The organism is Paraburkholderia sp. J8-2, assembly GCF_905220195.1.
Taxonomy (GTDB): Bacteria; Pseudomonadota; Gammaproteobacteria; order Burkholderiales; family Burkholderiaceae; genus Paraburkholderia.
This window is the reverse complement of record NZ_CAJMZA010000041.1, coordinates 1-21,938: the sequence shown is the minus strand read 5'-3', so window position 1 is coordinate 21,938 and position 21,938 is coordinate 1. Positions and strand designations below refer to the sequence as shown.

The window sequence follows — 21,938 nt, the reverse complement described above, 5'->3', positions numbered from 1 at the left end:
GTAAGAAGATCCTCATGAAAGGAGCTGCCATGTGCCGTCGATACATCGTTGCCGCTGCCTTCCTCATCCCCACCTTGTCGCAAGCGTTCCAGCCTGTGGCAATTCCCGAATGTCATGCAGCCGGCCCTGATGCTTCAGTTCAGGAAACGATAGACGCCGCAAAATGCCGGGCGCGATGGCTGCTCGCTGGCGCCTACAACCGGACGGAAGGAGACGCGATGAGCGCGGTCTCGCAGTGCGCCGGGACATTCGACGAGGTGCTCAATCATCGGTTGACCGAGGGTGTTTCGCACGACAAGCTGGTTGTCATGTGTGCGGACACCGCGATGCATATGGGCATCATGAAGCTCGACTAGTCGCCGATGCCAAATAGATGGGAACCCGCACTGTCCCGCCCAAGGGTGAACGCTTCTACGTGCTCGACGCAAAGAACAGACCTTTCGAGGTTTTCGACCGCAGCGAGTGGTCGCGCTGGATGGCGGAGAACGAACTGATCTTTCGCCGCACGTTGCTCGAAGAGTCGGGCGTGACGGTCACGACGCGCTTTCGCGGTGTGGCCGACACGAAGGAGGGGGAACCCGCGCTCTTCGTGACGCGTATCGCCGGAATGCAAGCGCGAGACGACAACGAGAGCTATGGCGCGAGCACACTCGAAGAGGCGCTCGCGCGGCACGAGCGCATCGTTCGGAAAATCCTCAAGAGTCTGACCGGGCGGTGACCGGTGCGATGCGTTCCGCCGTCAACGCATGTCGCGCTCCATTTCGACTTCTGCCCGCAGACTTTCTGCATCGCGATAGATAGAGGCCACGGCGACGACGCGTCCGTCTCGCTTGTAGCGCAGGAAGCAGTCGCGTCCTGCGATATCCCCATCAACCGAGATCTCGTCCCAGCTCTCGGCGTGCCCGAGATAATTGATCGGGACATCGTAATGCTGGCTCCAGAAGAACGGTACGGCGTCGAACGTCTCGCGTCCGCCAATCAGGTTCATCGCCGCAGTTTGTCCCTGGCGCTGCGCGACAACCCAGTGCTCCACGCGAATTGCCGTGCCACTGTGCGGATCGGGCCAACGCGCGATGTCGCCGGCAGCGAACACGCCAGGCACGCTGGTCTGCAGGCAGGCATCGACCACCACGCCGCGGTCAATCGCGAGGCCGGCTTGCTCGGCCAGTGCCAGTCTGGGCCGCACGCCGACGCCGACCACCACCAGATCAGCCGCCAGGTTGCCGCCCGCCTTGAGCGATACCTGCTGCGCATCGATCGCGCTGGCGGTGTTCCCGAGGTGGAAGACGACGCCGTGTTCTTCATGCAACCGCTGCACGAATTCACCCATCTGCGGCCCCAGCACACGTTCCATCGGACGCTGCTCCGGCGCCACGACGTGGACCTCGAGTCCACGCGCGCGCAATGACGCCGCCGCTTCGAGCCCGATGAAGCTGGCTCCGATGACAACCGCGCGCCGCGCGTTCGCCGCGCGAGCGATGATGGCGCGGCTGTCGGCCAATGTGCGCAAGGTATGCACGTGCGGCAAGTCCATGCCGGGGATCGGCAAGCGGACCGCTTCGGCTCCTGTGGCCAAAAGCAGGCGGTCGTAGGGCACCCTGCTTCCATCCGCGAGTTCCACTTCCTGCGCGGCGACGTGAAGGCGGGTGACGCCGGCGTTCAGCCGCAGATCGATGCGTTGATCGGCGTAGAAAGCGTCGTCGCGAAGCGGCAGCCAGTCCTCGGGCGCGCTGCCGGCCAGATAGTCTTTGGACAGGTTTGGCCTGTCCACCGGCGGGGCGTCGTCGTCGCTCAGCATCGTGAGACTGCCCGCGTAGCCGAGGCGCCGCAGACGCTCGGCGGCAGCAAAGCCTGCAGCCCCTGCGCCGACGATCACGATCTTCTGTGGCGCATCGGCCGGTGCGGTCACGGAACGTGCGGGCGGCGCTTTCTTGTGCAGCACGACAAGCTTGTCGCCACGGATCTCCGTAGACCAGCACGCGACCGGGCTGAGCGCAGGCGCGCGCACCGCTTCCCCCGTGCGCAGGCTGAAACACGCGTGATGCCATGGGCACCGTACCGTTTCCCCGACGATCAACCCTTCGGCGAGCGGGCCGTGGTAGTGCGTGCAGGCGGCGTCGATCGCGAAGAATTCATTGCCGAGCCGTGCAATCAGCACGGCGTCGTTACCGACGTGTCCGGACAACATGCCCGCTTCACCGAGAGATTCGATGGGCACGCCTTGGGCCAGATCGGGACCGTTTTCATTCGATGCGTCACTGCTCATGTCGACCTCCGTGGGCACGCCGCCAGCAAGAGCGTAGATCCCATGGTAGTCCACGTCGATCAGACCCGCGCCACCTGTGGCATGATTTCAAGCTCTGCATCTGCCGTTTCGTTCGTTTTCCACGCAGTGAAACAAGGTGGATCGATGATCGACGACGTCAACCACGGTTTCAGTCGCAGCCGCCTGCACTGGCATTCGCGCAGTGCATCTCGCCGCAATGCAGCATGCGAGACGGTTACGCGTGCTGCATGGGTCACCGTCCTGATCGCCTTGTCCGGCTGCACGGTCGGCCCGAATTACCATACGCCCGCGCCGCCCGCCACCGGCGCTTACACGTCCACGCCGCTGCCCAATCAAACGGCCTCGGCGCCGGGCGCTTCGGGTGTCCCGCAACATTTCGTGGCCGCACAGGACATTCCCGCGCAGTGGTGGACGCTCTTTCATTGCGAGCCGCTCGACGCGCTGATCCGCGAAGCGCTCGCCAACAGCCCCAACGTGGCCGCGGCGCAAGCGGCGCTCAGGCAGGCCGGCGAAAATCTTCGTGCGCAAATCGGCACTACGCTGTATCCGTCCGTCGATGCAACGGCCAATGCGACGCGCGAGAAGTTCAGCGGTGTCACGTTCGGCGAGCCGCAGCTCACGGAACTGCTGAACCTCTATAACGCTTCGGTGAACGTGTCGTACAACCTCGATGTGTTCGGAGGCGGCAGGCGCCAGCTCGAATCGCTGCGCTCCCAGGTCGATTACCAGGGCTTCCAGTTGCAGGCGGTGTATCTCGCGTTGACCGCGAATATCGTGACGGCGGCCATCAAGGAAGCCTCGCTGCGCGAGCAGATCGAAGCGACCGCGCGCATCGCCGACGACGAAGACGCGCAGCTTCGCATCATGCGCCAGCAGCTCGAACTGGGTGGCATAAGCCGCACCGCGGTGCTTGCGCAGGAAACGCTCGTGGCGCAAACACGCGCGACCTTGCCTCCGTTGCGTCAGTCGCTCGACCAGACGCGTCACCAGCTCGCGGTCCTGGCGGGCAAGCCGCCAAGCGATACGGACGTGCCGGAGTTCAGGATGTCGATGTTCACGTTGCCGCAAACCTTACCCGTCAGCGTGCCGTCTTCGCTCGTGCGGCAGCGCCCCGACATTCTCGCCGCCGACGCCACGCTGCATCAGGCGAGCGCCCAGGTCGGCGTCGCGACAGCGAACCTGTACCCGCAGCTCACGCTCTCCGCGAGTTATGGTCCGCAAGCGCTGACACCCGCGGGCCTTCTTAAGTACGCCGACATGATCTGGAGCATCGGTGCAGGCATCACGCAGCCGATCTTTCACGGCGGCCAGTTGAGCGCGCAAAAGCGCGCGGCAGAAGCGGCATTTGACGAAGCCGACGCGCAATACCGCCAAACGGTGCTGCTCGCATTCCAGAACGTCGCCGACACGTTGCGCGCGCTCGAACACGACGCAACCGGCCTGAGCGCGCAGACGCAGGCATGGCGCGCGGCCAGCGATTCGCTCGACCTGACGCGCGGCCAGTTTCGCATTGGCGGAGTCAGCTATCTGGCGCTGCTCGACGCACAGCGTCAGTACCAGCAGACCGTCGTGAACCTCGCGCAGGCGCAGGCCGCGCGCTATGCGGACACGGCGGCGCTGTTTCAGGCGCTCGGCGGCGGCTGGTGGCACGACACGACGAGCCAGGCAGCCGAGCCCGCGCCGGCCGCGCCGAAATGAAACGGTGCGCAATGGCCGCCCTTGCCAGGACATGACGATGACGACGAAAAAACCGATGGCAAAGCGGATGATCCTCATGCTGATCTGCGTGGGCATACTGCTCGCGGCGCTGGTCGGCTTCAATCTGTTCAGGGCGCACATGATCAAGCAGTTCATGGTGAGCAACGCCGCGCCGCCCGCCACCGTCACGGCCGCTATCGCAAGCTATCAAACATGGCAGCCGCAGCTTGCCGCCGTGGGTAGCCTGCGCGCGGTGCGCGGCGTTGACGTGACGACGGAAGTGGCCGGGCTCGTGCGCGAGATCGCGTTCAACTCGGGCCAGGAAGTGAAGACGGGCCAGGTGCTCGTGCGCCTGAACGACGACTCGGACCGCGCGCAGCTCGCGTCGCTGCGAGCAGCCGCGGACCTCGCGCAAACGGTCTACAACCGCGACAAGGCGCAGTTCGGCATTCAGGCGATTGCGAGGGCGCAACTCGACGCCGACGCCGCGGACCTCAAGAGTAAAAGAGCCCAGGTCGATCAACAGGCCGCGCTCGTCGAAAAGAAGACGATTCGCGCGCCATTCGCGGGACGCGTGGGCATCACGACGGTCAATCCCGGCCAGTATCTCAATCCGGGAGACGCCATCGTCACGCTGCAAGCCATCGACCCGATCTACGCCGACTTCTTTCTGCCGCAGCAGCAACTCGGCCAGTTGCAGGTTGGCCAGGCCATCGTCGTCAATACGGATGCGTTCGGCAACCGTACGTTCGACGGCAAGATCCGCTCGATCAATCCGCGTGTGGACAGCACGACGCGCAACGTCCAGATCGAGGCGAGCGTCGACAATCGCGAGCGCAAACTGTTGCCCGGCATGTACGCGAACGTGAAGATCGACGCGGGCGGCGCGCAGCGCTATCTGACCTTGCCGCAAACGGCGATCACCTATAACCCATATGGCGCGACCGTGTTCATCGTGAAGTCCGGCGAACAAAAGAATGCGCAAGGCAAGATCATGCCCGTCGCGCAACAGGTGTTCGTCACGCCGGGGCCGACGCGTGGCGACCAGGTTGCGATTCTCAAGGGCATCAGCGAAGGCACGCAGGTCGTGACGAGCGGCCAGTTGAAACTGAAGAACGGCACGCCGCTCGTGGTCGACAACCGCGTGCTGCCTGCGGACAGCGCGAACCCGACGCCTCAGGAACAATAGAAGAGCGCGCGATGAAATTCACCGACATCTTCATTGAACGCCCGGTGCTCGCATCGGTGGTGAGCTTGCTGATACTCGTGCTCGGCTTGCGCTCGCTTGCGGCGCTCAAGGTCAGCGAATATCCGCAAACCGAAAACGGCGTGGTGACGATCACCACCGCGTACTACGGCGCGAGCGCCGACACGATGGCCGGCTTCATCACGCAGCCGCTCGAAGCCGCGATTGCACAGGCACAGGGTATCGACTACATGTCGTCGACGAGCACGACGGGCGTTTCGACGATCACCGCGACGCTGCGCCTCAACTACGATTCCAATCGCGCGCTCACGGAGATCAACACGCAAATCGCTTCGGTGCGCAACCAGTTGCCGCCGCAGGCGCAACAGCCGGTGCTGACCGTGCAAGTGGGTCAAACCACCGACGCGATGTACATGGGCTTTTACAGCGACGTGCTGCCGAGCAACAACGTCACGGATTATTTGCTGCGTGTCGTGAAGCCGAAGCTCGATTCGGTCCAGGGCGTGCAAACGGCGGAAGTGCTCGGCGGCCGCCAGTTCGCGCTGCGCGCATGGCTCGACTCGAGCAGGCTCGCCGCACACAACGTGACGGCCGCCGACGTCTTCACGGCGCTCGGCAACAACAACTATCTGGCGACGCTTGGCACGACCAAAGGCCAGATGATCAGCGTCGATCTGAATGCGGGCACCGACCTGCATTCTGTTGAAGACTTCAGGAAGCTCGTCGTCGCGCAGAAGAACGGCGCGATCGTGCGCCTCGAAGACGTCGCGAACGTCGTGCTCGGCGCGGACAATTACGACTTCAACGTCGCATTCAGCGGCAAGCGATCGGTGTTCATCGGCATCAAGGTGGCGCCCGATGCGAACGTGCTCGACGTCGCGAAGCGCGTGAAAATCCTCTTCCCGGACCTGCAGAAGCAGTTCCCGACGGGCATGACCGGCGACATCGTCTACGACGCGACCGACTTCATCAACACGGCGATCGAAGAGGTGGTGAAGACGCTCGTCGAATCGCTGCTGATCGTGACCGTCGTGATCTTCCTTTTCCTTGGCAGTTTTCGCGCGGTAATCGTGCCCGTGATTGCGATGCCGCTCTCGATGATCGGCACGTTCTTCGTGATGCAGGTGCTTGGCTATTCGATCAATCTGCTGACACTGCTTGCGCTCGTGCTCGCCATTGGCCTCGTTGTCGACGATGCGATCATCGTGGTCGAGAACGTCGACCGGCATATGAAGGAGGAGGGCAAGCAGCCTTTCGACGCCGCACTGATCGCCGCGCGCGAACTCGGCGGCCCGATTCTCGCGATGACGGTCGTGCTGATTGCCGTGTACTTGCCCATCGGCTTTCAGGGCGGACTGACGGGCGCGCTTTTCACCGAATTCGCGTTCACGCTGGCGGGCGCCGTCACCGTATCGGGCGTGATCGCGCTGACGCTTTCGCCGATGATGTGCTCGCGCTTTTTTCGCACGGACCAGCAGTCGGGCCGCTTCGCGCGCTTCGTCGACCGGCAGTTCGAGCGGGTGCATCACGGCTACGGGCGCCTCTTGCATGCGATGCTCGACACGTGGCCTGTGTTCGTCGTGATGGGCGCGCTGCTGCTGTGCGGCACCGTCTATCTCTTCATGACGTCGCAATCGGAGCTTGCGCCGCAGGAGGACCAGGGCATCGTGCTGTCCCAGGTGCTGGGGCCGCCCGATGCGACGATCCAGCAGATGCAAACCTACGCGGATCAGGTCTTCGAGATCTCGAAGCAGTTGCCCGAATACGCACAGATGTTCCAGCTCACGGGCGTGCCGACGCTGAACCAGGGCATCGGCGGCGTGCTCTTCAAGACGTGGGACCAGCGCAAGAAGGGCGCAACGCAATTGCAGCAGGAATTGCAGCAGAAGTGGAACGGCATCGCGGGCGCGCGTGTCGCGGCATTTCAGTTTCCGCCCCTGCCGGGCGCGCAAGGATTACCCGTGCAATTCGTCATCAGCACGACAGAGCCGTTCGAGAACCTGAATGAAGTGTCGCAAGCCGTGCTGCAAAAGGCGCGTGAAAGCGGCATGTTCTTCTTCGTCGACAGCGATCTGAAGATCGACAAGCCGGAAAGCGTGTTGCTCGTGGACCGCGACAAAGTCGCATCGCTCGGCCTGACGCAAAGCGATATCGGGCAGACGCTGGGCGCGGCGCTCGGCGGTAACTTCGTCAACTACTTTTCGATTGCCGGCCGCTCGTACAAGGTGATTCCGCAGGTGCTACAAACGGACCGGCTGAACCCGTCGCAAGTGCTCGACTATTATTTGCGCACGCCCGACGGCAGCGTGATTCCCGCATCGACGGTCACGCATCTGAAGCGCAACGTCGTGCCCGAGTCGATCAACCACTTCCAGCAGCTCAATTCGGCAACGATTTCCGGCGTGCTCGCGCCGGGCATCTCGCAGGGCGAAGTGCTCGACTTCTTGCGCCGGGCCACCACCGACGCCGCGCCGACGGGCTACACGGCCGACTATTCGGGTTTGTCGCGCCAGTTCGTGCAGGAATCGGGCGGCTTCGTGACCACGCTGCTGTTGGCGACGATCATCGTGTTTCTCGCGCTTGCTGCTCAGTTCGAGAGCTTTCGCGATCCGGTCGTGATTCTCGTGTCGGTGCCGATGGCGCTGTTCGGCGCGCTGATCTTCATCAACGTGGGCCTGACGACGCTCAACATTTACACGCAGGTGGGCCTCGTCACGCTGATGGGCCTCGTCAGCAAGCATGGCATATTGATCGTGCAGTTCGCGAATGAACTGCAGCGCGCGGGGCGGCGCAAGCGCGAGGCACTCGAAGAAGCGGCTGGCGTGCGCTTGCGGCCGATCCTGATGACGACGGCCGCGATGGTGCTGGGCGTCGTGCCGCTCGTGATCGCATCGGGTGCGGGCGCGGCCGGCCGCAACGCGATGGGACTCGTGATCTTCACGGGGATGTCGATCGGCACGTTGTTTACGCTGTTCGTCGTTCCTGCGATGTATATGTTCCTTGCCGCGGACCATCATCGGGACAGGGTGCAACCGGCACAGACCTGAGCGACTGAAGAGATTTCACGACTTTCTGGATGTTTTCGCCACAAAGGGTGTGGGTATGTGCTGAACCTTCTCGCTGCCGCACTTGGGGCAAGGCGGATGAGCGGTTGCATGTTCGGCAAGATGCTCGGCATGCTCGAACATCTCGCCGCACTTCTCGCACCGGTACTGGTAAGTCGGCATGGTATTCCTCTAAGGAGAACACTAGTGCTTGCGATGCATCCAGCTCATATGGTGCGCGTCGAGCCACTGGCTCAGGCTCTCTCCCGGGTGATCGCGCCTGTAGCGACGGGACAGGACCATGGCAATGACAACGAGAACCACAAGGCCAACCCAAAAACTGATCATTGACTGAGTCATGGCAGCCTCCTTCGGGAATGCGACCATGTCTGAATTCTAGTGCCGGGGCGGCGGATTTTGCCCCGAAAGTTGGCGCGCCGATCACTTTCGACCGTCGCGTGCTGCAGGGGGCGCGTCCAGGGGGCCCAGTGGTATGTCCATTCCCATTGCCTAAAATAAAGTGTTGCAAGGGGAGGGGCAGCAGGGCCGTACCCCATGCGGCGCTCCCGGACGTTGGCTCGTAACGGGGAACCGCGATGGCGAGTTATGGAGTGCTTGCACAAATCACCGATCAGATCGTCTGCGCGATGATCTGCGGGCTGACTTGATCTGTGAGGGCGCCCGCGGGACGCATGCTCCCCCGCTGCGCGAGGCGCCGCTACCGGTGTTTTCCTGTCGAGGAGGTCAAATGAACACCAAGGACAAAGGCAACGTGCGTGCGTTCGTGCAGACGGCCGAGCAGATCGGCGGATGGGTGTGGGTTATCTCGCTCGTCGACTTCGACGCACGCGAAGTGCGGCGCTCGCTCGTAGCCGAAGAACCCTTCGCCACGGAGCGCGCGGCGAAAGACGCAGGCCACGCTCGTCTCGAAGCACTCGCGCACGATCAGTAGTCAGGCTGGGCACATCCATATGCACAGTCCACAAGGGCGTCGGCGTTCGATGGATCGGTCGACGCCCGCGGTTTTCGCGTTTCGCGTCCTGATCATCTGCGCCAGGTTATCGAACGACTGGGCGAGCACGAGATCCACAGCGTTGACCGCAAGTTCACCGATACGCCTGGTTGCTGGCAGCGCAAACGCAATATGTCCACGACCATGGTCCATTGAACCCGGCAAACCGGCTGGCAAGCCATTCGTGTCCGGTTGTAAAATGCGGGCCCACACGCGTCTTGCTTGCACATTATGGCTAACACTGATCCGGTATTTTCAGAAAATCTCTTTTCATACGGCACGCTTCAGCTCGAGCAGGTGCAACTGGCAACGTTTGGCCGGAAACTTGACGGCCACGCTGATGACATGCCCGGCTATTCACTGACCATGCTGAAGATCGACGACCCCGAAGTCGTCAGGACAAGCGGGAAGACGCATCATCCTGTCGTGACCTATACGGCCAACACGACCGACAAGGTGAGCGGTATGGTCTTCGCGATCACACCCGAAGAACTTCAACATGCGGACGACTACGAAGTCGATGCATATCGGCGTGATCGCGTCGTTCTTGCTTCAGGCGCATCGGCATGGGTGTACGTAGACGCCGAGTCGCCGCGGCAACCTTGAGCAGGCATACGCAAGGCCGCACTCACTCCACTAGCGGCGACCCCGAAGCATTAGCACATCTTACTATCTACGACTTCAGTCGCCAATCACCTCGCAGTCGATGAGTTCATTCAATCGGCCGCGCCATCGCGCAACGCAGCAATGATCAGCCGTACCGCGAGCGCGGACTGGCGCCGCGTCGCATAGTAGGCGTGGTGGCCGGTAAAGGTGGGGAACCAGTCTTCCAGCACCCATTGCAATCGGCCTTCGCGCACATGGTTTTCGGCCAGCGCACGCGGAATGTAGGCGAGTCCAAAGCCGCGCAAGGCTGCGTCGAGCATCTGATACGAATTATTGAAAACGAGCTGGCCGCGAACCCTGACCTCGATGTGCTTGTTGCCCTTGTGAAACTCCCACGGCAGGTCGGTATCGGTGCGGGGCAGCCTGAGATTGATGCAGTTGTGCGCCGTCAACTGCCGTGGATGCGCGAGCGCCGGCGCTGTGGCGAGATAGTCGGGCGCGCCCACGATCGCCAGCGTTTCGTCCGGCGCAATGCGCACGGCGATCATGTCTTTTTCCACCTGATCGCCGAGCCGCACACCAATGTCGAACCGCTCGGCGACGATGTCGGTAAATCCGTAGTCGTTGATGAGTTCGACGCGCAGATCGGGGTTCTCGCGCAGCACCCCCTGAAGCTTCGGCCAGATGTACTGGTTGGCCGCGTAGTCCGTTGCCGTGATGCGCACCGTTCCCACGGCGCGCTCACGCAATTCGGCGATCGCGCGCAGTTCGGCGTCGATCTCTTCGAGCTTGGGCGTGACGCCGTTCAGGAGCTGCTGACCGGCCTCGGTGGTCGACACGCTGCGTGTGGTGCGCACCAGCAGAAGCGAGCCTAGCCGCCGCTCGAGCGCCGCCACGCTCCTGCTAAGCGCCGATTGCGATACGCCAAGCCTTCTCGCGGCGCGCGTGAAGCTGCGCTCCTGTGCCACTGTGAGCAGCGCGATCAGTTCGTTCAGGTCGGGGATTTCCATTTATGCACCATAGCATAAATCTATGCCGATTCTGCCATCTAGTCGGCGCGCGACCGAGGAACTAGATTGTCGGTTGGGTGTTTTCACCATCGGACCACACTGCAAAGGACGCAAATCATGACCACGCCGGCACAAACCATCATCCGTAATGGAACAAAGCCTTCGATCAAGGGGCCGGAGACCTTCTTCACGGGCTCGGTGCGGATCGACAGCCCGTTCCAGGCGGAGGAACCTGGCCGAGCCGGCGGCGCCATCGTGACATTCGAGCCCGGTGCGCGCACGCATTGGCATACCCATCCGTTGGGGCAAACGCTGGTCGTGCTGTCGGGCGTGGGCTGGACCCAGTGCGAGGGTGGTGCACGCACGGAGATCCGGGCCGGCGATATCGTCGCCTGCTCATGCGGCAAGCGTCACTGGCACGGCGCAGCGCCGACCACTGCGATGTCGCACGTCGCGATCACCGAGATGCTCGACGGAAAGAACGTCGAATGGATGGAGCCCGTTACGGACGAGCAATACACGTCGGGCCTGCTGGTCACCGACTGATTCCGGCGTCAGTATCCGCACGGAAATCGTCGAGGGAGAACGTCGCGAGCGTTTCCTATTTTTTCAGGATGACGAATGAATATTATGAATGTCTACGCCTGCTCTCCGGCACTGGCTCGCTATGAGCAGGAATCGCTCTTTGGCAAGGTGTGGTCGCGCGCCGGCCTTTCGCGACGGGATCGGAGCATTGTCACGCTGGCGGCTGTCATCACCCAGGGGCGAATCGATGCGCTGCCGTTCTACGCGAACTTCGCCCTCGATCACGGAGTCGCGCCAAAAGAGATGTCGGAGATCGTGACGCATCTCGCGTTCTATGCGGGCTGGTGCACCGGCACGACGGCGGCGGCCGCTATCGGGCGTGTGTTCGCCGACCGGGCCATTGGTGAAGATCAGCTTCCCGCTGAATCGCCGGCCTTGATGCCGCTGGACATGCAGGCGGAGGCGAGGCGTGCGCAGGCCGTGGAGCAAATGGTCGGCACGGCTTCACCGGGACTCGTGGCCGACACGGGTGAGGTTCTGTTTCGCGACCTCTGGCTTCGGCCCGATCTATCGCCACGCGACCGGAGTCTCGTGACGGTTGCGTCGCTGATCACCGCCGGACACGTCGCGCAGGTGACGTTCCACCTGAACAAGGCAATGGACAACGGGCTGAAACCTGAAGAGGTTTCCGAAGCGGTCTCTCACCTTGCCTGGTACGCGGGATGGCCGAACGCCTTTTCAGCCGTGCCGGTGGTAAGAAGCGTTCTGGAGAGTCGCGCGGGTGGCATTGCCTGACGCCGATATCAGGTTCTCCTGGTCCGCGCCGTGACCTTCGGTGCGGACTTCTCCGAACGCCAGGCTACCGACTGCCTCATCATCGTGCTTAATTCGCCGTGCCTGCAATCGCGTGCGTACCTCGTCTTTCGAGCGCTGCTTTGCAGTAATTATATGGATTCCGAAAGAGTGGCGGGTGCCGAATAGCCAAGTTGCGTCGCCGCCTTTTCCGCAAGGGCGAGCAGCGCGTTATCCGTTGTTGGGGTAGGCGGGACGACGTAGAGATCGGCGATATCGGTCACCGGGTCGCTGAACGGCGTTGGCGCACTGCGCTGGGCATGCAGGTAATCGCGGATCGGCGAAGCGTCCGTGAGGCCCAGAAAGCGGCTGATGCTTGCGATCGTCGTGTCCGCATCTTCGATCAGATTGCGATAGCCGACCGTCAACGTCTGCTCCGCCGGAATCTCCGCAAAGAAGTCGATGATTTCGGTCACATACTGCCCCCACACGCGAACGCCGTCGTTGACGGACCCGATCCAGTGCTTGCGCACCAGCGAATTGGCGACCCAGCCGGGGTCGCGATGAAGATGAATGAAGCGCGCGTTGGGCAACAGTTCGTGGATGAGCCGCAGGCACGACCCGGAGCGCGGCAAGCGCTCGATTGCGCCGATGCGGCCGGAAAGAATCGTAGGATCGGCGTAGGGGGGATGTTTGTCGCCCCAGATCGGCGCCGACATTTCGAGGTCTTCACGATAGAAGCGCTCGACCCAGGCGCCAAGCGTGCGGCGGCCAAAGGCGTTGAAGCGGTCGCGGCATGCGGCGCTCATCAGATCGGGGCGCTGGCTGCCCACATCCAGCATTTCCTTGACCAGCGCGAAAACCCGGCATTCGTTGGTTAGCTGGATGTGCGGGTGCGCATTGAGAACAGAGCAGAGAAACGTTGTTCCCGAACGCGGTGCGCCGACAATGAATAGCGGAAAAGAACGCATTCAGCCATCTCCCTGTTTCGTCTTGCGCCGGTTTTGCGTGATGCCTTCCTTTGCACCGATGTTACCTGCCGATGCTGGCGCGAAACTGACGACGCGATGGCCGAAGCGACAATGCGGCGGCTCGGCCACAGGGCCGCACGAAGGGAAGCGGGAAAGCTAGCGCAAGTTCGCCTGGAAAAACGCGAGCACGCTGGCGTCGAATGCCTGATGAAAGGCGACCCGGTCGAAGCCGTGCTCATCCACGCAAATCTCGCGCATCTGCTCTTTCATAGCCTCGGCGCAGGGCGCGAGAAAGGCGAAATGCGCCGAATTCGGCACGAAGTGATAGTCGGGTTTGCGGGGCAGTGTCTTCGCGAGCGCGGGCGCGTTGTGGGGCATGACGCCGTCGCCGCCATACTGCGAAGCCCACATCTGGATGGGCGCGGTGACGTTCTTCAGATCACTCGCGGCAGGGAATTCATTGAGCGGGTCGGCGAGCACGAACGCCTTGATTCGCGCGTCGGCCGGCAGCGGCTGCGTGGGCACGTCTCCACGCGCAACTTCGTCGCAGACCGGCGGCCGCGGGTCCGGGCAAGGCACATCGGCGTGCTGGAAGTCCGGCACGCCGCCCGCTAACACGAGACCCGTATAGCCGCCGCGCGAAAAGCCAAAGAAGCCAATGCGTTGCGGGTCGATTTTCGCGGCGTCTGGCGCGGCGCTCAGCATGTAGTCGATCACGCGCTTGATATCGGCCGGCCGCTCGATGAACACGGAGATATCGCCCGAGCGGCCCGGATCGGCGAACGAGTCGCCTGGGTGATTGATTGCGGCCACAACGAAGCCCGCGTCGGCCAGCGTCTCGGCAAGGTCATGATGACCCAGAAACGAGCCGGTGTGGCCGTGCGAAATGACGACGAGCGGGAGCTTCTCGCCAGTCGTCGGACAGTCGCGCCGCCCGCGCAGGACGTATGGACCGAACGGCACGTCCTCCGCGGGCTCGGCGCATGGCGTCCATACCATGGCTTTCAATGCCGGGCCGTTGGCGTCGGCGGGAATGTCGAGGCGCTTGAAGCCTGCCGCGTGTGCGGTTGCCGCAAGCAGGCAGAAGAGCACGGTCAATATCGAAGCAGCGGCATACCGAAGTTTGTTGTGGGTTGTCGTCATGGCGTTTCCAAAGAGATTGCGGAATGTTTCCACCTTCTCGCTACAAGATCCGCTACGCGTGGCCATGCGCGCCCACGCGCCGTGAGACATGTTGGACCTGTCCCCACTGGAGGCCCGGGAATTCTCGCGCCTGCGCGAAAGTCCGCTCGGGCACGGCCGTTGCGCATAGAGGAGGGATACTTCCAAAGGAGCCGGCAATGCTTTACTACGCGATCGTATTTTTCGTCATAGCCATCATCGCGGCTGTCTTCGGGTTTGGCGGGATTGCCGCGGGTGCTGCGGGCATCGCCAAGATTCTGTTCCTGATATTCGTGATTCTCTTCCTGGCCAGCCTGCTTTTCGGCATCTCGCGGCGTTGACAGATCGCCTGCGCGCCGGCACGCGGCGGCGCCTGATTGGTTACGCGCCCGATATTCAGGAGTCCACCCACTATGAACATTTCTTTTCCCGAAGGTCCGGTCGAGTACGACACGCAGGAGTACGCGCTCACGTTTGTTGCCGTGGCGGATTCGGTCCCGGTGGACTGCGCGATAACCGCCGAAGCGCTGGAGGATCGCTTCGGCGCGAGATCGTTGCGCGAGCCCGACCTGCGCCTCGCGTTCCACCGCAATCGCGCCGCCATCGAAGCGGCCGCCGCCCGGCTCATCGAGGAGACGGACGGCAAGCCGGTGACGCTTCACAGCGGCTATTTGCGCATGTACGGCACGAGCAGGCACTGACGGCTTACTCGCGGGCTCCCGCCTTGCAGCGCGCAATCTGCTTCTTCGCTTCTTCCACCACGTGCTCCGGCGTGAAGCCGAATTTGGTCCTCAGCGCCTTGATAGGCGCGGAGGCGCCGAACGTGCGCATCACGATCTGCGCGCCGAAGCGGCCGACGTAGCGGTCCCAGCCGAGCGAAGCGGCTTGCTCCACGGCCACGCGCGCATGGACGCCCGGCGGCAGCACCGCATCGCGGTATGCCTCGTCTTGTAGTTCGAACAGGCCCCATGAAGGCATCGAGACCACGCGCGCGGCGATCCCCTCGTTTTGCAGCGTTTCGTATGCGGAAATGCATAGCGAAACTTCGCTTCCCGTGGCGAGGAGCAGCACTTCGGGCTGCTTGCCATCGGGTGCGTCGGCGAGCACATAGGCGCCGCGCCGCACACCTTGTGCGCTCGCGTATTTCGTGCGGTCGAGCGTGGGCAGGGCCTGGCGTGTCAACACGAGGCAGGCCGGTTCATGCGCGCGCGTAAGCGCCACGCGCCAGGCCTCTGCGGTTTCGTTGGCGTCGGCGGGGCGCAGCGTGAGGAGGTCGGGTACGCTGCGCAGCGCGGCGAGTTGCTCGATCGGCTGGTGCGTGGGCCCGTCCTCGCCAAGACCAATCGAATCGTGCGTGAACACGTAGACCACGGGCAGCTCCATGATCGCGGCGAGCCGGATGGGGGGCTTCATGTAGTCGCTGAAAATGAGGAACGTCGATGCGAACGGTCGCAAGCCCGAAAGCGCGAGGCCATTACAGACCGCGCCCATGCCGTGCTCGCGAATGCCGAAGTGCAGGTTGCGGCCGTCGTAGTGATCGCGCTCGAAGCTTCCTGCGCCCTCGAACTTGAGATTGGTCTTGGTGGAGGGCGAGAGGTCGGCGGCGCCGCCGATCATCCACGGCACGCGTTGCGCAATGGCGTTGAGCACCTTGCCCGATGAATCGCGCGTGGCAACGCCCTTTTCATCGGCTTCGAAGGTCGGAATGTCGGCGTCCCAGCCCTCGGGCAGCTTGCCCTCGAGCATCAGGCTCAGTTCTTTCGCCGGCTCGGGGTAGCGCTTCGCATAGTCGTCGTAGCGTTGCTTCCACGCTTCATGCGCCGCCTTGCCGCGCGCGCCCATGCCTTGCGCGAAGCGCTCGTACACGCCATCGGGCACGAGGAATTGAGCGTCCTCCGGCCAGCCGTACGCACGCTTGGCGAGGCGCACTTCCTCTTCGCCCAGCGCCTCGCCGTGCGCCGCCGCCGTGTCCTGCCGGTTCGGCGCGCCCCAGCCGATGATGCTTTTCACCACGATGAGCGTCGGCTTGTCGGTCACGGCCTGCGCTGCTTCGATGGCGGCTTCGATCGCGTTCGTGTCGTTGGCGTCGTCCACGTGCAGCGTGTGCCAGTGGTAGCCGCGAAAACGCGATTCGACGTCGTCGCGATAGGCGAGGTCGGTGCGTCCTTCGATCGTGATGTGGTTGCTGTCGTAAAACCAGATCAGATTCGACAGACCGAGGTGGCCCGCGAGCGAAGCCGCCTCGTGCGAGACGCCTTCCATCATGTCGCCGTCGCCGCACAGCGCATAGACGCGGTAGTCGAAGATCGTGGCGTCGGGGCGATTGAAGCGCTGCGCGAGCCAGCGCTCGGCCATGGCCATGCCCACGCTGTTGCCGAGCCCCTGGCCGAGCGGCCCGGTGGTCGTCTCTACGCCCGTTGTCATGCGATATTCCGGGTGCCCCGGCGTCACGCTGTCGAGCTGGCGAAAGTGTTTGATATCGTCGAGCGAGACCGCGGGCTTGCCCGTGGGCTTGCCTTTTTCATCTACGGCTTGCACGCCTGTAAGGTGCAACAGCGAGTAGAGCAGCATGGAAGCGTGGCCGTTCGAGAGCACGAAGCGGTCGCGGTTTGGCCATAGCGGCGCGGCAGGGTCATAACGCAGATGATGCTGCCAGATCTGGTACGCGAGCGGCGCGAGCGCCATGGGGGTGCCGGGGTGGCCGGAATTGGCTTTTTGCACGGCGTCCATCGACAAGGTGCGGATCGTGTCGATGACGCGGCGGTCGAGATCGGATGGGTCGGCCTTGGTGGGCGTGGCATTCGAGGTTGCATTCGATGACATGAGCTCGGACTCCTCGGCAGGGGCGCGCTGCATGCGGTCGGCAGCGCGCGAAGGCATGGATGCGCAAAAGCGGTGCCAGCTAGTCAACCGCGCTTGGGACCCTGGGGGCGCACGTTTTGCGGATTGGCACCATCGCGTCCCTCCATTTGGCTTACCGAGCCGATGCATAGAAAGCGCATCACAAGGTTGCTGTCGAGGGCGGCGCGAGCGTGGGCGCGCCGCGCTTCACGGAGCGGGACGTTCAAACGTTGATGGGCGGTGTGGCGAAGGCAGTGCCCGTTCGCGCAGGCAGGGGTGCTCACGCTTGTGATCGTATTCCCATTTGGACAGGCACGCTCCAGGCGCGCGCACCGCGCATGGAAGTTATGCGCGGTGTGCGCGAAATGGCGGTACGCCGCGCGCTTCACCAGCGCACGCGCCGTATGCCTTAACAGCGCCTTTATGACTCGAACGGATAAACGTATCGGATTTGCTTCGTTGTCAGCCGGCGTGCGGATCACGTAGATTGAAGCTATTGCTTACCTGAAAGGCTTGCTGCGTGACTACCCCCGCCACATTCACGGCTTCTGCCGCTGCTTTTGCCCCTTCGAGCGCGGCCGCCGCGTCCCAGCACTTCGAGATTCTTCCCTTGAATGCGCCACTTGGCGCGGAAGTCGTCGGCCTCGATCTCGCGAAGCCGGTTTCAAGCGAGGATTTCGCACGCATTCATCGCGCGCACCTCGATCATCACGTGCTGGTGTTTCGCGACCAGCGCATCACGCCGGAACAACAGGTCGAGTTCAGCCGCCGCTTCGGGCCGCTGCAGATCCACGTGCTGCACCAGTTCGCGCTGCCGGGCCACCCGGAAGTGCTGATCGTTTCGAACATCGTGGAGAACGGCAAGCCCATTGGCCTTGGCGATGCGGGCCACTTCTGGCATTCCGATCTTTCATACAAGGAGAAGCCGAGCCTCGGTTCGCTGCTGCACGCGCAGGCGTTGCCCGTGGAGGGCGGGGACACGCTGTTTGCCAACATGCATCTCGCGTGGGATACGCTGCCTGCGCACTTGCGCAGCGCCGTGCAAGGGCGGCGCGCCGAGCACACCTATCTCGCGCGCTATGCGGAACTTCAGGCGCGCAGCCCGTGGCGGCCGAATCTCACCGCGGAGCAGATCGCGCAGGTCAAGCCCGTTGTGCATCCGGTCGTGCGCACGCACCCCGAAACGGGCCGCAAGGCGCTGTTCGTGAGCGAGCACTTCACGACGCGCATCGTCGATCTGCCCGAGGACGAAAGCCGCGCGCTGCTCGACGAGTTGTTCGCCCACAGCGTGCGGGCGGAGCATTGCTACCGCCACGAATGGCGCGAGCATGACCTCGTGTTCTGGGACAACCGTTCGCTCATGCATCTCGCGGCGGGCACGCCCGATCATCTGCGCCGCAAGCTTTATCGCACCACCATCGAAGGCGACACGCCGTTTTGATACGCGCTGCGGCGCGCTTCTCGCGCGCCGCGCATTGCACAGAATAAAAAGGAATCCATAGCATGTCGCTTTCTATAGGTAATGTGTTCGCCAGCCGCGCGAACGTGTGGCGGCGCGCGGGCGCCGCTTCACTCGCCGTTGTGCTCGCATCGTTTGGTCTGAGCGCGCCTGCGCCGGCGCGCGCGGAAGGGCAGATCCGCATTGCGGAGCAGTTCGGCGTTGTGTACCTGATGCTCAATGTCGCGCGCGACCAGCATTTCATCGAGCAGGAGGGCCGCAAGGCCGGTATCGACATCAAGGTCGACTGGCTGCGTCTTTCCGGCGGCGCGGCCGTGAACGATGCACTGCTTTCCGGCGCAGTGGACGTGGCCGGTGCGGGCGTGGGCCCGCTGCTCACGGTGTGGGACCGTACGCACGGCAAGCAGAATGTGAAAGGCGTGGCGTCGCTCGGCAATCTGCCGTATTACCTCGTCACCACGAATCCGAACGTCAAGACCATTGCCGACTTCACGAGCAAGGACCGCATTGCCGTGCCGGCAGTGGGCGTTTCCGTGCAGTCGCGCGTGCTGCAATACGCGGCGGCGAAGCAGTGGGGCGAGAAGCAGTTCGACCGGCTCGACGCATCCAGCCAGGCGATTCCGCACCCCGATGCGACGGCGGCGATCATCGCGAATAGCAGCGTGATCACGGCGCACTTCGGCAATCCGCCGTTCCAGCAGCAGGAACTGGCGGCCAACCCGAAGGCGCATATCGTGCTCAACTCGTACGACGTGCTGGGCGGCCCGAGTTCGGCCACGGTGCTTTACGCCACGCAGAAGTTCCGCGACGAGAACCCGAAGACGTATCGCGCATTCGTGGCGGCGCTCGCCGACGCGGCCAGCTTCATCGCCGCGCACCCCGAGCAGGCGGCGGACATCTATATCCGCGTGAACGACTCGAAGATCGACCGCAATCTGCTCCTGAAGATCCTGCGCGATCCGCAGGTGCAGTTCAAGACCGCGCCGCAGAATACGCTCGCGCTGGCGCAATTCATGTATCGCGTGGGCGCGATCCGCAACGAGCCGAAGTCGTGGCGCGATTACTTCTTCGACGATCCGGCGGTTGCCAACGGCAGTTGAGCCAGCGCGGTTCGAGCACCGGATAACGGGCCCCCTTGTGGGCCCGTTTGCATTGATGGCAAGCATCCAGCGCTTATATGCAGGCCTGGTTTGAATATGTCGATTCATTGGTTGGGCGGCGCGCCGGGTGCCCGTATGTTGACGTTTTATCTGCTGGATTTGCGAAAAGTGAACGTCACCACCACCAGATTCTGGGAGCGCGCACCGGCCGTGCGCCGTGAAGCGGGCGCGTCGCAACGCGTCGCTGCGAGCGAGCGGCCAGTGCATACCGAACGCGCAGAGCAGGCAGGGGCGCACAGCGAACGCCTGCTTGCCATCGAAAACGTCAGCCTCGAATACCGCAGCCGCGAGCGCATCGTGCGCGCCACGCAGGACGTGAGCTTCGACGTCTACGGCGCCGACCGCTTCGTGCTGCTGGGCCCTTCGGGTTGCGGCAAGTCCACCTTGCTCAAGGCGATTGCTGGCTTTATCGAGCCGGTGTCGGGATCGATCTCGCTGGCGGGCGAACCCGTGCGCGGACCGGGCGCCGACCGCGTGGTGGTGTTCCAGGAGTTCGACCAGTTGCCGCCCTGGAAGACAGTGGCCGAGAACGTGGCGTTTCCGTTGCGCGTGGCGCGCAAGCTGCCGCGCGCCGAAGCACGCGAGCGCGCGCTCCATTACCTCGACAAGGTAGGACTCGCCGCGTTCGCCGATGCTTACCCGCACACGCTTTCGGGCGGCATGAAGCAGCGCGTGGCGATTGCGCGTGCGCTCGCCATGCAGCCGCGCGTGCTGCTGATGGACGAACCCTTCGCCGCGCTTGACGCCCTCACGCGCCGCAAGATGCAGGAGGAACTGCTGCGCCTGTGGGACGACGCGCGCTTCACGCTGCTGTTCGTCACCCATTCGATCGAGGAAGCGCTCGTGGTCGGCAACCGCATTCTGCTGCTCTCGCCGCACCCGGGGCGCGTGCGCGCCGAGGTGAACAGTCACGCGTATTCGCACGCGAGCATGGGTGGCGTGGACTTTCGCGAGAGCGTGGCGCGCATCCATCGCCTGCTATTCGATACCGATAGTGAAGCCGGCAGTCAAGCCGACAACGAAGCCGATAACGAAGCTGAAAAGGAGGCCAGTCGATGAGCACGCCACACCCTACGCTGCCGCCTTTGCCGCCTGTGCGCGCGGAATACGAGCGTCCCTTGCTGCCGGTGCAGGCAGGCGCCGACTCCGCGCCGCTGCCGCTTGCGCGGCGTGTGCTCGATGCGGGCTGGTTTCGGCGCACGCTCATCGCGCTCGTGCTGATTGCGGGCTGGGAGGTCACGGCGCGCGTGGTAGCGAACGATTTGCTCGTGCCGACATTCGGCGCGACGCTTGCTGCGTTTGTGCAGGGCATTGTGAGCGGTGAATTGCTCGTGAAAACGGGCATATCGATGTCGGTGCTGCTGCGCGGCTATGCGATTGGCGTGGTGCTGGCGTTCGTGCTCACGTCGCTTGCGGTTTCCACGCGTGTGGGTCGCGATTTGCTTTCCATGCTTACCGCGATGTTCAATCCGCTGCCTTCTATCGCACTGCTGCCGATTGCGCTGCAATGGTTTGGGCTCGGCACCGGCAGCTTGTTGTTCGTGCTCGTGCATGCCGTGCTGTGGCCGCTCGCGCTGAACATGTACACGGGTTTTCTGGGCGTGCCCGCGACGCTGCGCATGGCGGGGCGCAACTATGGGTTGAGCGGGCTGCGCCAGGTCGTGCTGATTCTCGTGCCTGCGGCGTTGCCCTCGATCATCGCGGGACTGCGCGTGGGCTGGGCATTTGCCTGGCGCACGTTGATCGCCGCGGAACTTGTGTTTGGCGCGAGCGCCGGGCAGGGTGGGCTTGGGTGGTATATCTTTCAGAACCGCAACGAGCTTTATACCGATCGTGTGTTTGCCGGGCTTGCTGCCGTTATTGTGATTGGGCTGCTCGTTGAGCATCTGGTGTTTGATACGCTGGAGCGGCTCACTGTGCGGCGCTGGGGTGTGCAGCATTAACGGCTTGCGCTTGGCCTTTTTTTTGTGGTGCCTGCCTCTTTGGCCTTTCCTTGTATTCGCGTCGGTATGCCAGCGTTGCCCCTGTGCGGGGCGGCACCTACTTTCTTTGCAGCGGCAAAGAAAGTAGGCAAAGAAAGCCGCTCAAACCGCCAGCGCCTGCCACAGTTCATCTCGCGCCACGACAGGTGAATGGCTCCGGAGCGTCTGTCACCTCGTACCACC

At 63.2% G+C, this 21,938-nt stretch carries 22 protein-coding genes; 16 read left to right on the top strand and 6 right to left on the bottom strand.

What is annotated here, in order from left to right; all coding sequences use genetic code 11:
• Nucleotides 1-14 precede the first annotated feature (14 nt).
• Nucleotides 15-356: a hypothetical protein gene (locus U5A52_RS39065; protein WP_321915201.1), complete on the top strand. Its 342-nt coding sequence runs from the start codon at nucleotides 15-17 to the stop codon at nucleotides 354-356.
• A 17-nt stretch (nucleotides 357-373) separates the two neighbouring features.
• Nucleotides 374-718, top strand: a complete 345-nt coding sequence (locus tag U5A52_RS39060; RefSeq protein WP_321939508.1) for a hypothetical protein — start codon at nucleotides 374-376, stop codon at nucleotides 716-718.
• Between the two features lie 21 nt (nucleotides 719-739).
• On the opposite strand, the gene U5A52_RS39055 is transcribed toward U5A52_RS39060, so the two are convergent.
• Entirely contained in the window at nucleotides 740-2,266 is a 1,527-nt protein-coding gene (locus U5A52_RS39055) for an FAD-dependent oxidoreductase (protein ID WP_321939506.1), read from the bottom strand.
• Nucleotides 2,267-2,410: 144 nt separating this feature from the next.
• On the opposite strand from U5A52_RS39055, the gene U5A52_RS39050 reads away from it, so the two are divergent.
• The 3 genes from U5A52_RS39050 to U5A52_RS39040 are packed head-to-tail and all read left to right on the top strand — an operon-like array spanning nucleotide 2,411 to nucleotide 8,239.
• Entirely contained in the window at nucleotides 2,411-3,985 is a 1,575-nt protein-coding gene (locus U5A52_RS39050; protein WP_321939504.1) for an efflux transporter outer membrane subunit, read from the top strand.
• A gap of 37 nt (nucleotides 3,986-4,022) precedes the next feature.
• The gene (locus U5A52_RS39045; RefSeq protein WP_321939502.1) at nucleotides 4,023-5,174 is read left to right on the top strand and encodes an efflux RND transporter periplasmic adaptor subunit; all 1,152 of its coding nucleotides are present in this window, start codon (nucleotides 4,023-4,025) and stop codon (nucleotides 5,172-5,174) included.
• 11 nt (nucleotides 5,175-5,185) lie between these two features.
• Nucleotides 5,186-8,239 carry an efflux RND transporter permease subunit gene (locus U5A52_RS39040; protein WP_321939500.1) on the top strand — a complete coding sequence of 1,018 codons (3,054 nt, stop codon included), beginning with the start codon at nucleotides 5,186-5,188 and terminating at the stop codon, nucleotides 8,237-8,239.
• 15 nt (nucleotides 8,240-8,254) lie between these two features.
• On the opposite strand, the gene U5A52_RS39035 is transcribed toward U5A52_RS39040, so the two are convergent.
• Nucleotides 8,255-8,419 (bottom strand): zinc ribbon domain-containing protein, encoded by a 165-nt coding sequence (locus tag U5A52_RS39035; protein ID WP_321915192.1) that lies wholly within the window; start codon nucleotides 8,417-8,419, stop codon nucleotides 8,255-8,257.
• Between U5A52_RS39035 and U5A52_RS39030 the strand changes: the two genes are divergently transcribed.
• The 3 genes from U5A52_RS39030 to U5A52_RS39020 all read left to right on the top strand — a co-directional run bounded on the left by U5A52_RS39030 (nucleotide 8,348) and on the right by U5A52_RS39020 (nucleotide 9,854).
• Nucleotides 8,348-8,587: a hypothetical protein gene (locus U5A52_RS39030; RefSeq protein ID WP_321915255.1), complete on the top strand. Its 240-nt coding sequence runs from the start codon at nucleotides 8,348-8,350 to the stop codon at nucleotides 8,585-8,587. The genes U5A52_RS39035 and U5A52_RS39030 overlap by 72 nt on opposite strands.
• Before the next feature lie 397 nt (nucleotides 8,588-8,984).
• A complete protein-coding gene (locus U5A52_RS39025) occupies nucleotides 8,985-9,188 on the top strand; it encodes a hypothetical protein (protein WP_321915191.1) in 204 nt (67 codons plus the stop codon).
• A 291-nt stretch (nucleotides 9,189-9,479) separates the two neighbouring features.
• Complete coding sequence (locus tag U5A52_RS39020) at nucleotides 9,480-9,854, top strand: gamma-glutamylcyclotransferase family protein (RefSeq protein WP_321939553.1); 375 nt, start codon at nucleotides 9,480-9,482, stop codon at nucleotides 9,852-9,854.
• 110 nt (nucleotides 9,855-9,964) lie between these two features.
• On the opposite strand, the gene U5A52_RS39015 is transcribed toward U5A52_RS39020, so the two are convergent.
• On the bottom strand, nucleotides 9,965-10,864 hold the full coding sequence (locus U5A52_RS39015; RefSeq protein WP_321915189.1) for a LysR family transcriptional regulator: 900 nt from the start codon (nucleotides 10,862-10,864) through the stop codon (nucleotides 9,965-9,967).
• A gap of 117 nt (nucleotides 10,865-10,981) precedes the next feature.
• Between U5A52_RS39015 and U5A52_RS39010 the strand changes: the two genes are divergently transcribed.
• Nucleotides 10,982-11,410: a cupin domain-containing protein gene (locus U5A52_RS39010; protein ID WP_321939499.1), complete on the top strand. Its 429-nt coding sequence runs from the start codon at nucleotides 10,982-10,984 to the stop codon at nucleotides 11,408-11,410.
• An 84-nt stretch (nucleotides 11,411-11,494) separates the two neighbouring features.
• Nucleotides 11,495-12,184 (top strand): carboxymuconolactone decarboxylase family protein, encoded by a 690-nt coding sequence (locus U5A52_RS39005; RefSeq protein WP_321939498.1) that lies wholly within the window; start codon nucleotides 11,495-11,497, stop codon nucleotides 12,182-12,184.
• A 149-nt stretch (nucleotides 12,185-12,333) separates the two neighbouring features.
• Here U5A52_RS39005 and U5A52_RS39000 read toward each other — a convergent pair whose 3' ends face one another.
• Both U5A52_RS39000 and U5A52_RS38995 read right to left on the bottom strand, forming a co-directional pair.
• A complete protein-coding gene (locus tag U5A52_RS39000) occupies nucleotides 12,334-13,152 on the bottom strand; it encodes a sulfotransferase (protein WP_321939497.1) in 819 nt (272 codons plus the stop codon).
• A gap of 156 nt (nucleotides 13,153-13,308) precedes the next feature.
• Nucleotides 13,309-14,295 (bottom strand): alpha/beta hydrolase, encoded by a 987-nt coding sequence (locus U5A52_RS38995; protein ID WP_321939496.1) that lies wholly within the window; start codon nucleotides 14,293-14,295, stop codon nucleotides 13,309-13,311.
• A 197-nt stretch (nucleotides 14,296-14,492) separates the two neighbouring features.
• Here U5A52_RS38995 and U5A52_RS38990 point away from each other — a divergent pair, with 197 nt between their 5' ends.
• Nucleotides 14,493-14,654, top strand: a complete 162-nt coding sequence (locus tag U5A52_RS38990) for a DUF1328 domain-containing protein (protein WP_158761410.1) — start codon at nucleotides 14,493-14,495, stop codon at nucleotides 14,652-14,654.
• A gap of 72 nt (nucleotides 14,655-14,726) precedes the next feature.
• Nucleotides 14,727-15,014 carry a DUF1488 domain-containing protein gene (locus tag U5A52_RS38985; protein ID WP_321915181.1) on the top strand — a complete coding sequence of 96 codons (288 nt, stop codon included), beginning with the start codon at nucleotides 14,727-14,729 and terminating at the stop codon, nucleotides 15,012-15,014.
• 4 nt (nucleotides 15,015-15,018) lie between these two features.
• Here U5A52_RS38985 and tkt read toward each other — a convergent pair whose 3' ends face one another.
• Nucleotides 15,019-17,136, bottom strand: coding sequence for a transketolase (gene tkt, locus U5A52_RS38980; RefSeq protein ID WP_321939494.1), 2,118 nt, complete (start codon nucleotides 17,134-17,136; stop codon nucleotides 15,019-15,021).
• A gap of 538 nt (nucleotides 17,137-17,674) precedes the next feature.
• On the opposite strand from tkt, the gene U5A52_RS38975 reads away from it, so the two are divergent.
• The 4 genes from U5A52_RS38975 (at nucleotide 17,675) to U5A52_RS38960 (ending at nucleotide 21,716) form a co-directional block, all read left to right on the top strand.
• The gene (locus tag U5A52_RS38975) at nucleotides 17,675-18,595 is read left to right on the top strand and encodes a TauD/TfdA dioxygenase family protein (RefSeq protein WP_415774124.1); all 921 of its coding nucleotides are present in this window, start codon (nucleotides 17,675-17,677) and stop codon (nucleotides 18,593-18,595) included.
• A 62-nt stretch (nucleotides 18,596-18,657) separates the two neighbouring features.
• Nucleotides 18,658-19,713 (top strand): ABC transporter substrate-binding protein, encoded by a 1,056-nt coding sequence (locus U5A52_RS38970; RefSeq protein WP_321939493.1) that lies wholly within the window; start codon nucleotides 18,658-18,660, stop codon nucleotides 19,711-19,713.
• Between the two features lie 168 nt (nucleotides 19,714-19,881).
• Nucleotides 19,882-20,832 (top strand): ABC transporter ATP-binding protein, encoded by a 951-nt coding sequence (locus U5A52_RS38965; protein WP_321939491.1) that lies wholly within the window; start codon nucleotides 19,882-19,884, stop codon nucleotides 20,830-20,832.
• Nucleotides 20,829-21,716, top strand: coding sequence for an ABC transporter permease (locus U5A52_RS38960; RefSeq protein WP_321939488.1), 888 nt, complete (start codon nucleotides 20,829-20,831; stop codon nucleotides 21,714-21,716). The genes U5A52_RS38965 and U5A52_RS38960 overlap by 4 nt, the downstream gene beginning before the upstream one ends.
• Nucleotides 21,717-21,938 lie beyond the last annotated feature (222 nt).

What these genes read in the sequence shown, in the direction of transcription:
- tkt (WP_321939494.1), bottom strand. Translation starts at nt 17,136, where the DNA reads ATGTCATCGAATGCAACCTCGAATGCCACGCCCACCAAGGCCGACCCA.
- U5A52_RS39060 (WP_321939508.1), top strand. Translation starts at nt 374, where the DNA reads ATGGGAACCCGCACTGTCCCGCCCAAGGGTGAACGCTTCTACGTGCTC.
- U5A52_RS39010 (WP_321939499.1), top strand. Translation starts at nt 10,982, where the DNA reads ATGACCACGCCGGCACAAACCATCATCCGTAATGGAACAAAGCCTTCG.
- U5A52_RS39000 (WP_321939497.1), bottom strand. Translation starts at nt 13,152, where the DNA reads ATGCGTTCTTTTCCGCTATTCATTGTCGGCGCACCGCGTTCGGGAACA.
- U5A52_RS38990 (WP_158761410.1), top strand. Translation starts at nt 14,493, where the DNA reads ATGCTTTACTACGCGATCGTATTTTTCGTCATAGCCATCATCGCGGCT.
- U5A52_RS39015 (WP_321915189.1), bottom strand. Translation starts at nt 10,864, where the DNA reads ATGGAAATCCCCGACCTGAACGAACTGATCGCGCTGCTCACAGTGGCA.
- U5A52_RS39030 (WP_321915255.1), top strand. Translation starts at nt 8,348, where the DNA reads ATGTTCGGCAAGATGCTCGGCATGCTCGAACATCTCGCCGCACTTCTC.
- U5A52_RS39020 (WP_321939553.1), top strand. Translation starts at nt 9,480, where the DNA reads ATGGCTAACACTGATCCGGTATTTTCAGAAAATCTCTTTTCATACGGC.
- U5A52_RS38985 (WP_321915181.1), top strand. Translation starts at nt 14,727, where the DNA reads ATGAACATTTCTTTTCCCGAAGGTCCGGTCGAGTACGACACGCAGGAG.
- U5A52_RS39065 (WP_321915201.1), top strand. Translation starts at nt 15, where the DNA reads ATGAAAGGAGCTGCCATGTGCCGTCGATACATCGTTGCCGCTGCCTTC.
- U5A52_RS39055 (WP_321939506.1), bottom strand. Translation starts at nt 2,266, where the DNA reads ATGAGCAGTGACGCATCGAATGAAAACGGTCCCGATCTGGCCCAAGGC.
- U5A52_RS38995 (WP_321939496.1), bottom strand. Translation starts at nt 14,295, where the DNA reads ATGACGACAACCCACAACAAACTTCGGTATGCCGCTGCTTCGATATTG.
- U5A52_RS39045 (WP_321939502.1), top strand. Translation starts at nt 4,023, where the DNA reads ATGACGACGAAAAAACCGATGGCAAAGCGGATGATCCTCATGCTGATC.
- U5A52_RS39040 (WP_321939500.1), top strand. Translation starts at nt 5,186, where the DNA reads ATGAAATTCACCGACATCTTCATTGAACGCCCGGTGCTCGCATCGGTG.
- U5A52_RS38970 (WP_321939493.1), top strand. Translation starts at nt 18,658, where the DNA reads ATGTCGCTTTCTATAGGTAATGTGTTCGCCAGCCGCGCGAACGTGTGG.
- U5A52_RS39035 (WP_321915192.1), bottom strand. Translation starts at nt 8,419, where the DNA reads ATGCCGACTTACCAGTACCGGTGCGAGAAGTGCGGCGAGATGTTCGAG.
- U5A52_RS39050 (WP_321939504.1), top strand. Translation starts at nt 2,411, where the DNA reads ATGATCGACGACGTCAACCACGGTTTCAGTCGCAGCCGCCTGCACTGG.
- U5A52_RS39025 (WP_321915191.1), top strand. Translation starts at nt 8,985, where the DNA reads ATGAACACCAAGGACAAAGGCAACGTGCGTGCGTTCGTGCAGACGGCC.
- U5A52_RS38960 (WP_321939488.1), top strand. Translation starts at nt 20,829, where the DNA reads ATGAGCACGCCACACCCTACGCTGCCGCCTTTGCCGCCTGTGCGCGCG.
- U5A52_RS39005 (WP_321939498.1), top strand. Translation starts at nt 11,495, where the DNA reads ATGAATGTCTACGCCTGCTCTCCGGCACTGGCTCGCTATGAGCAGGAA.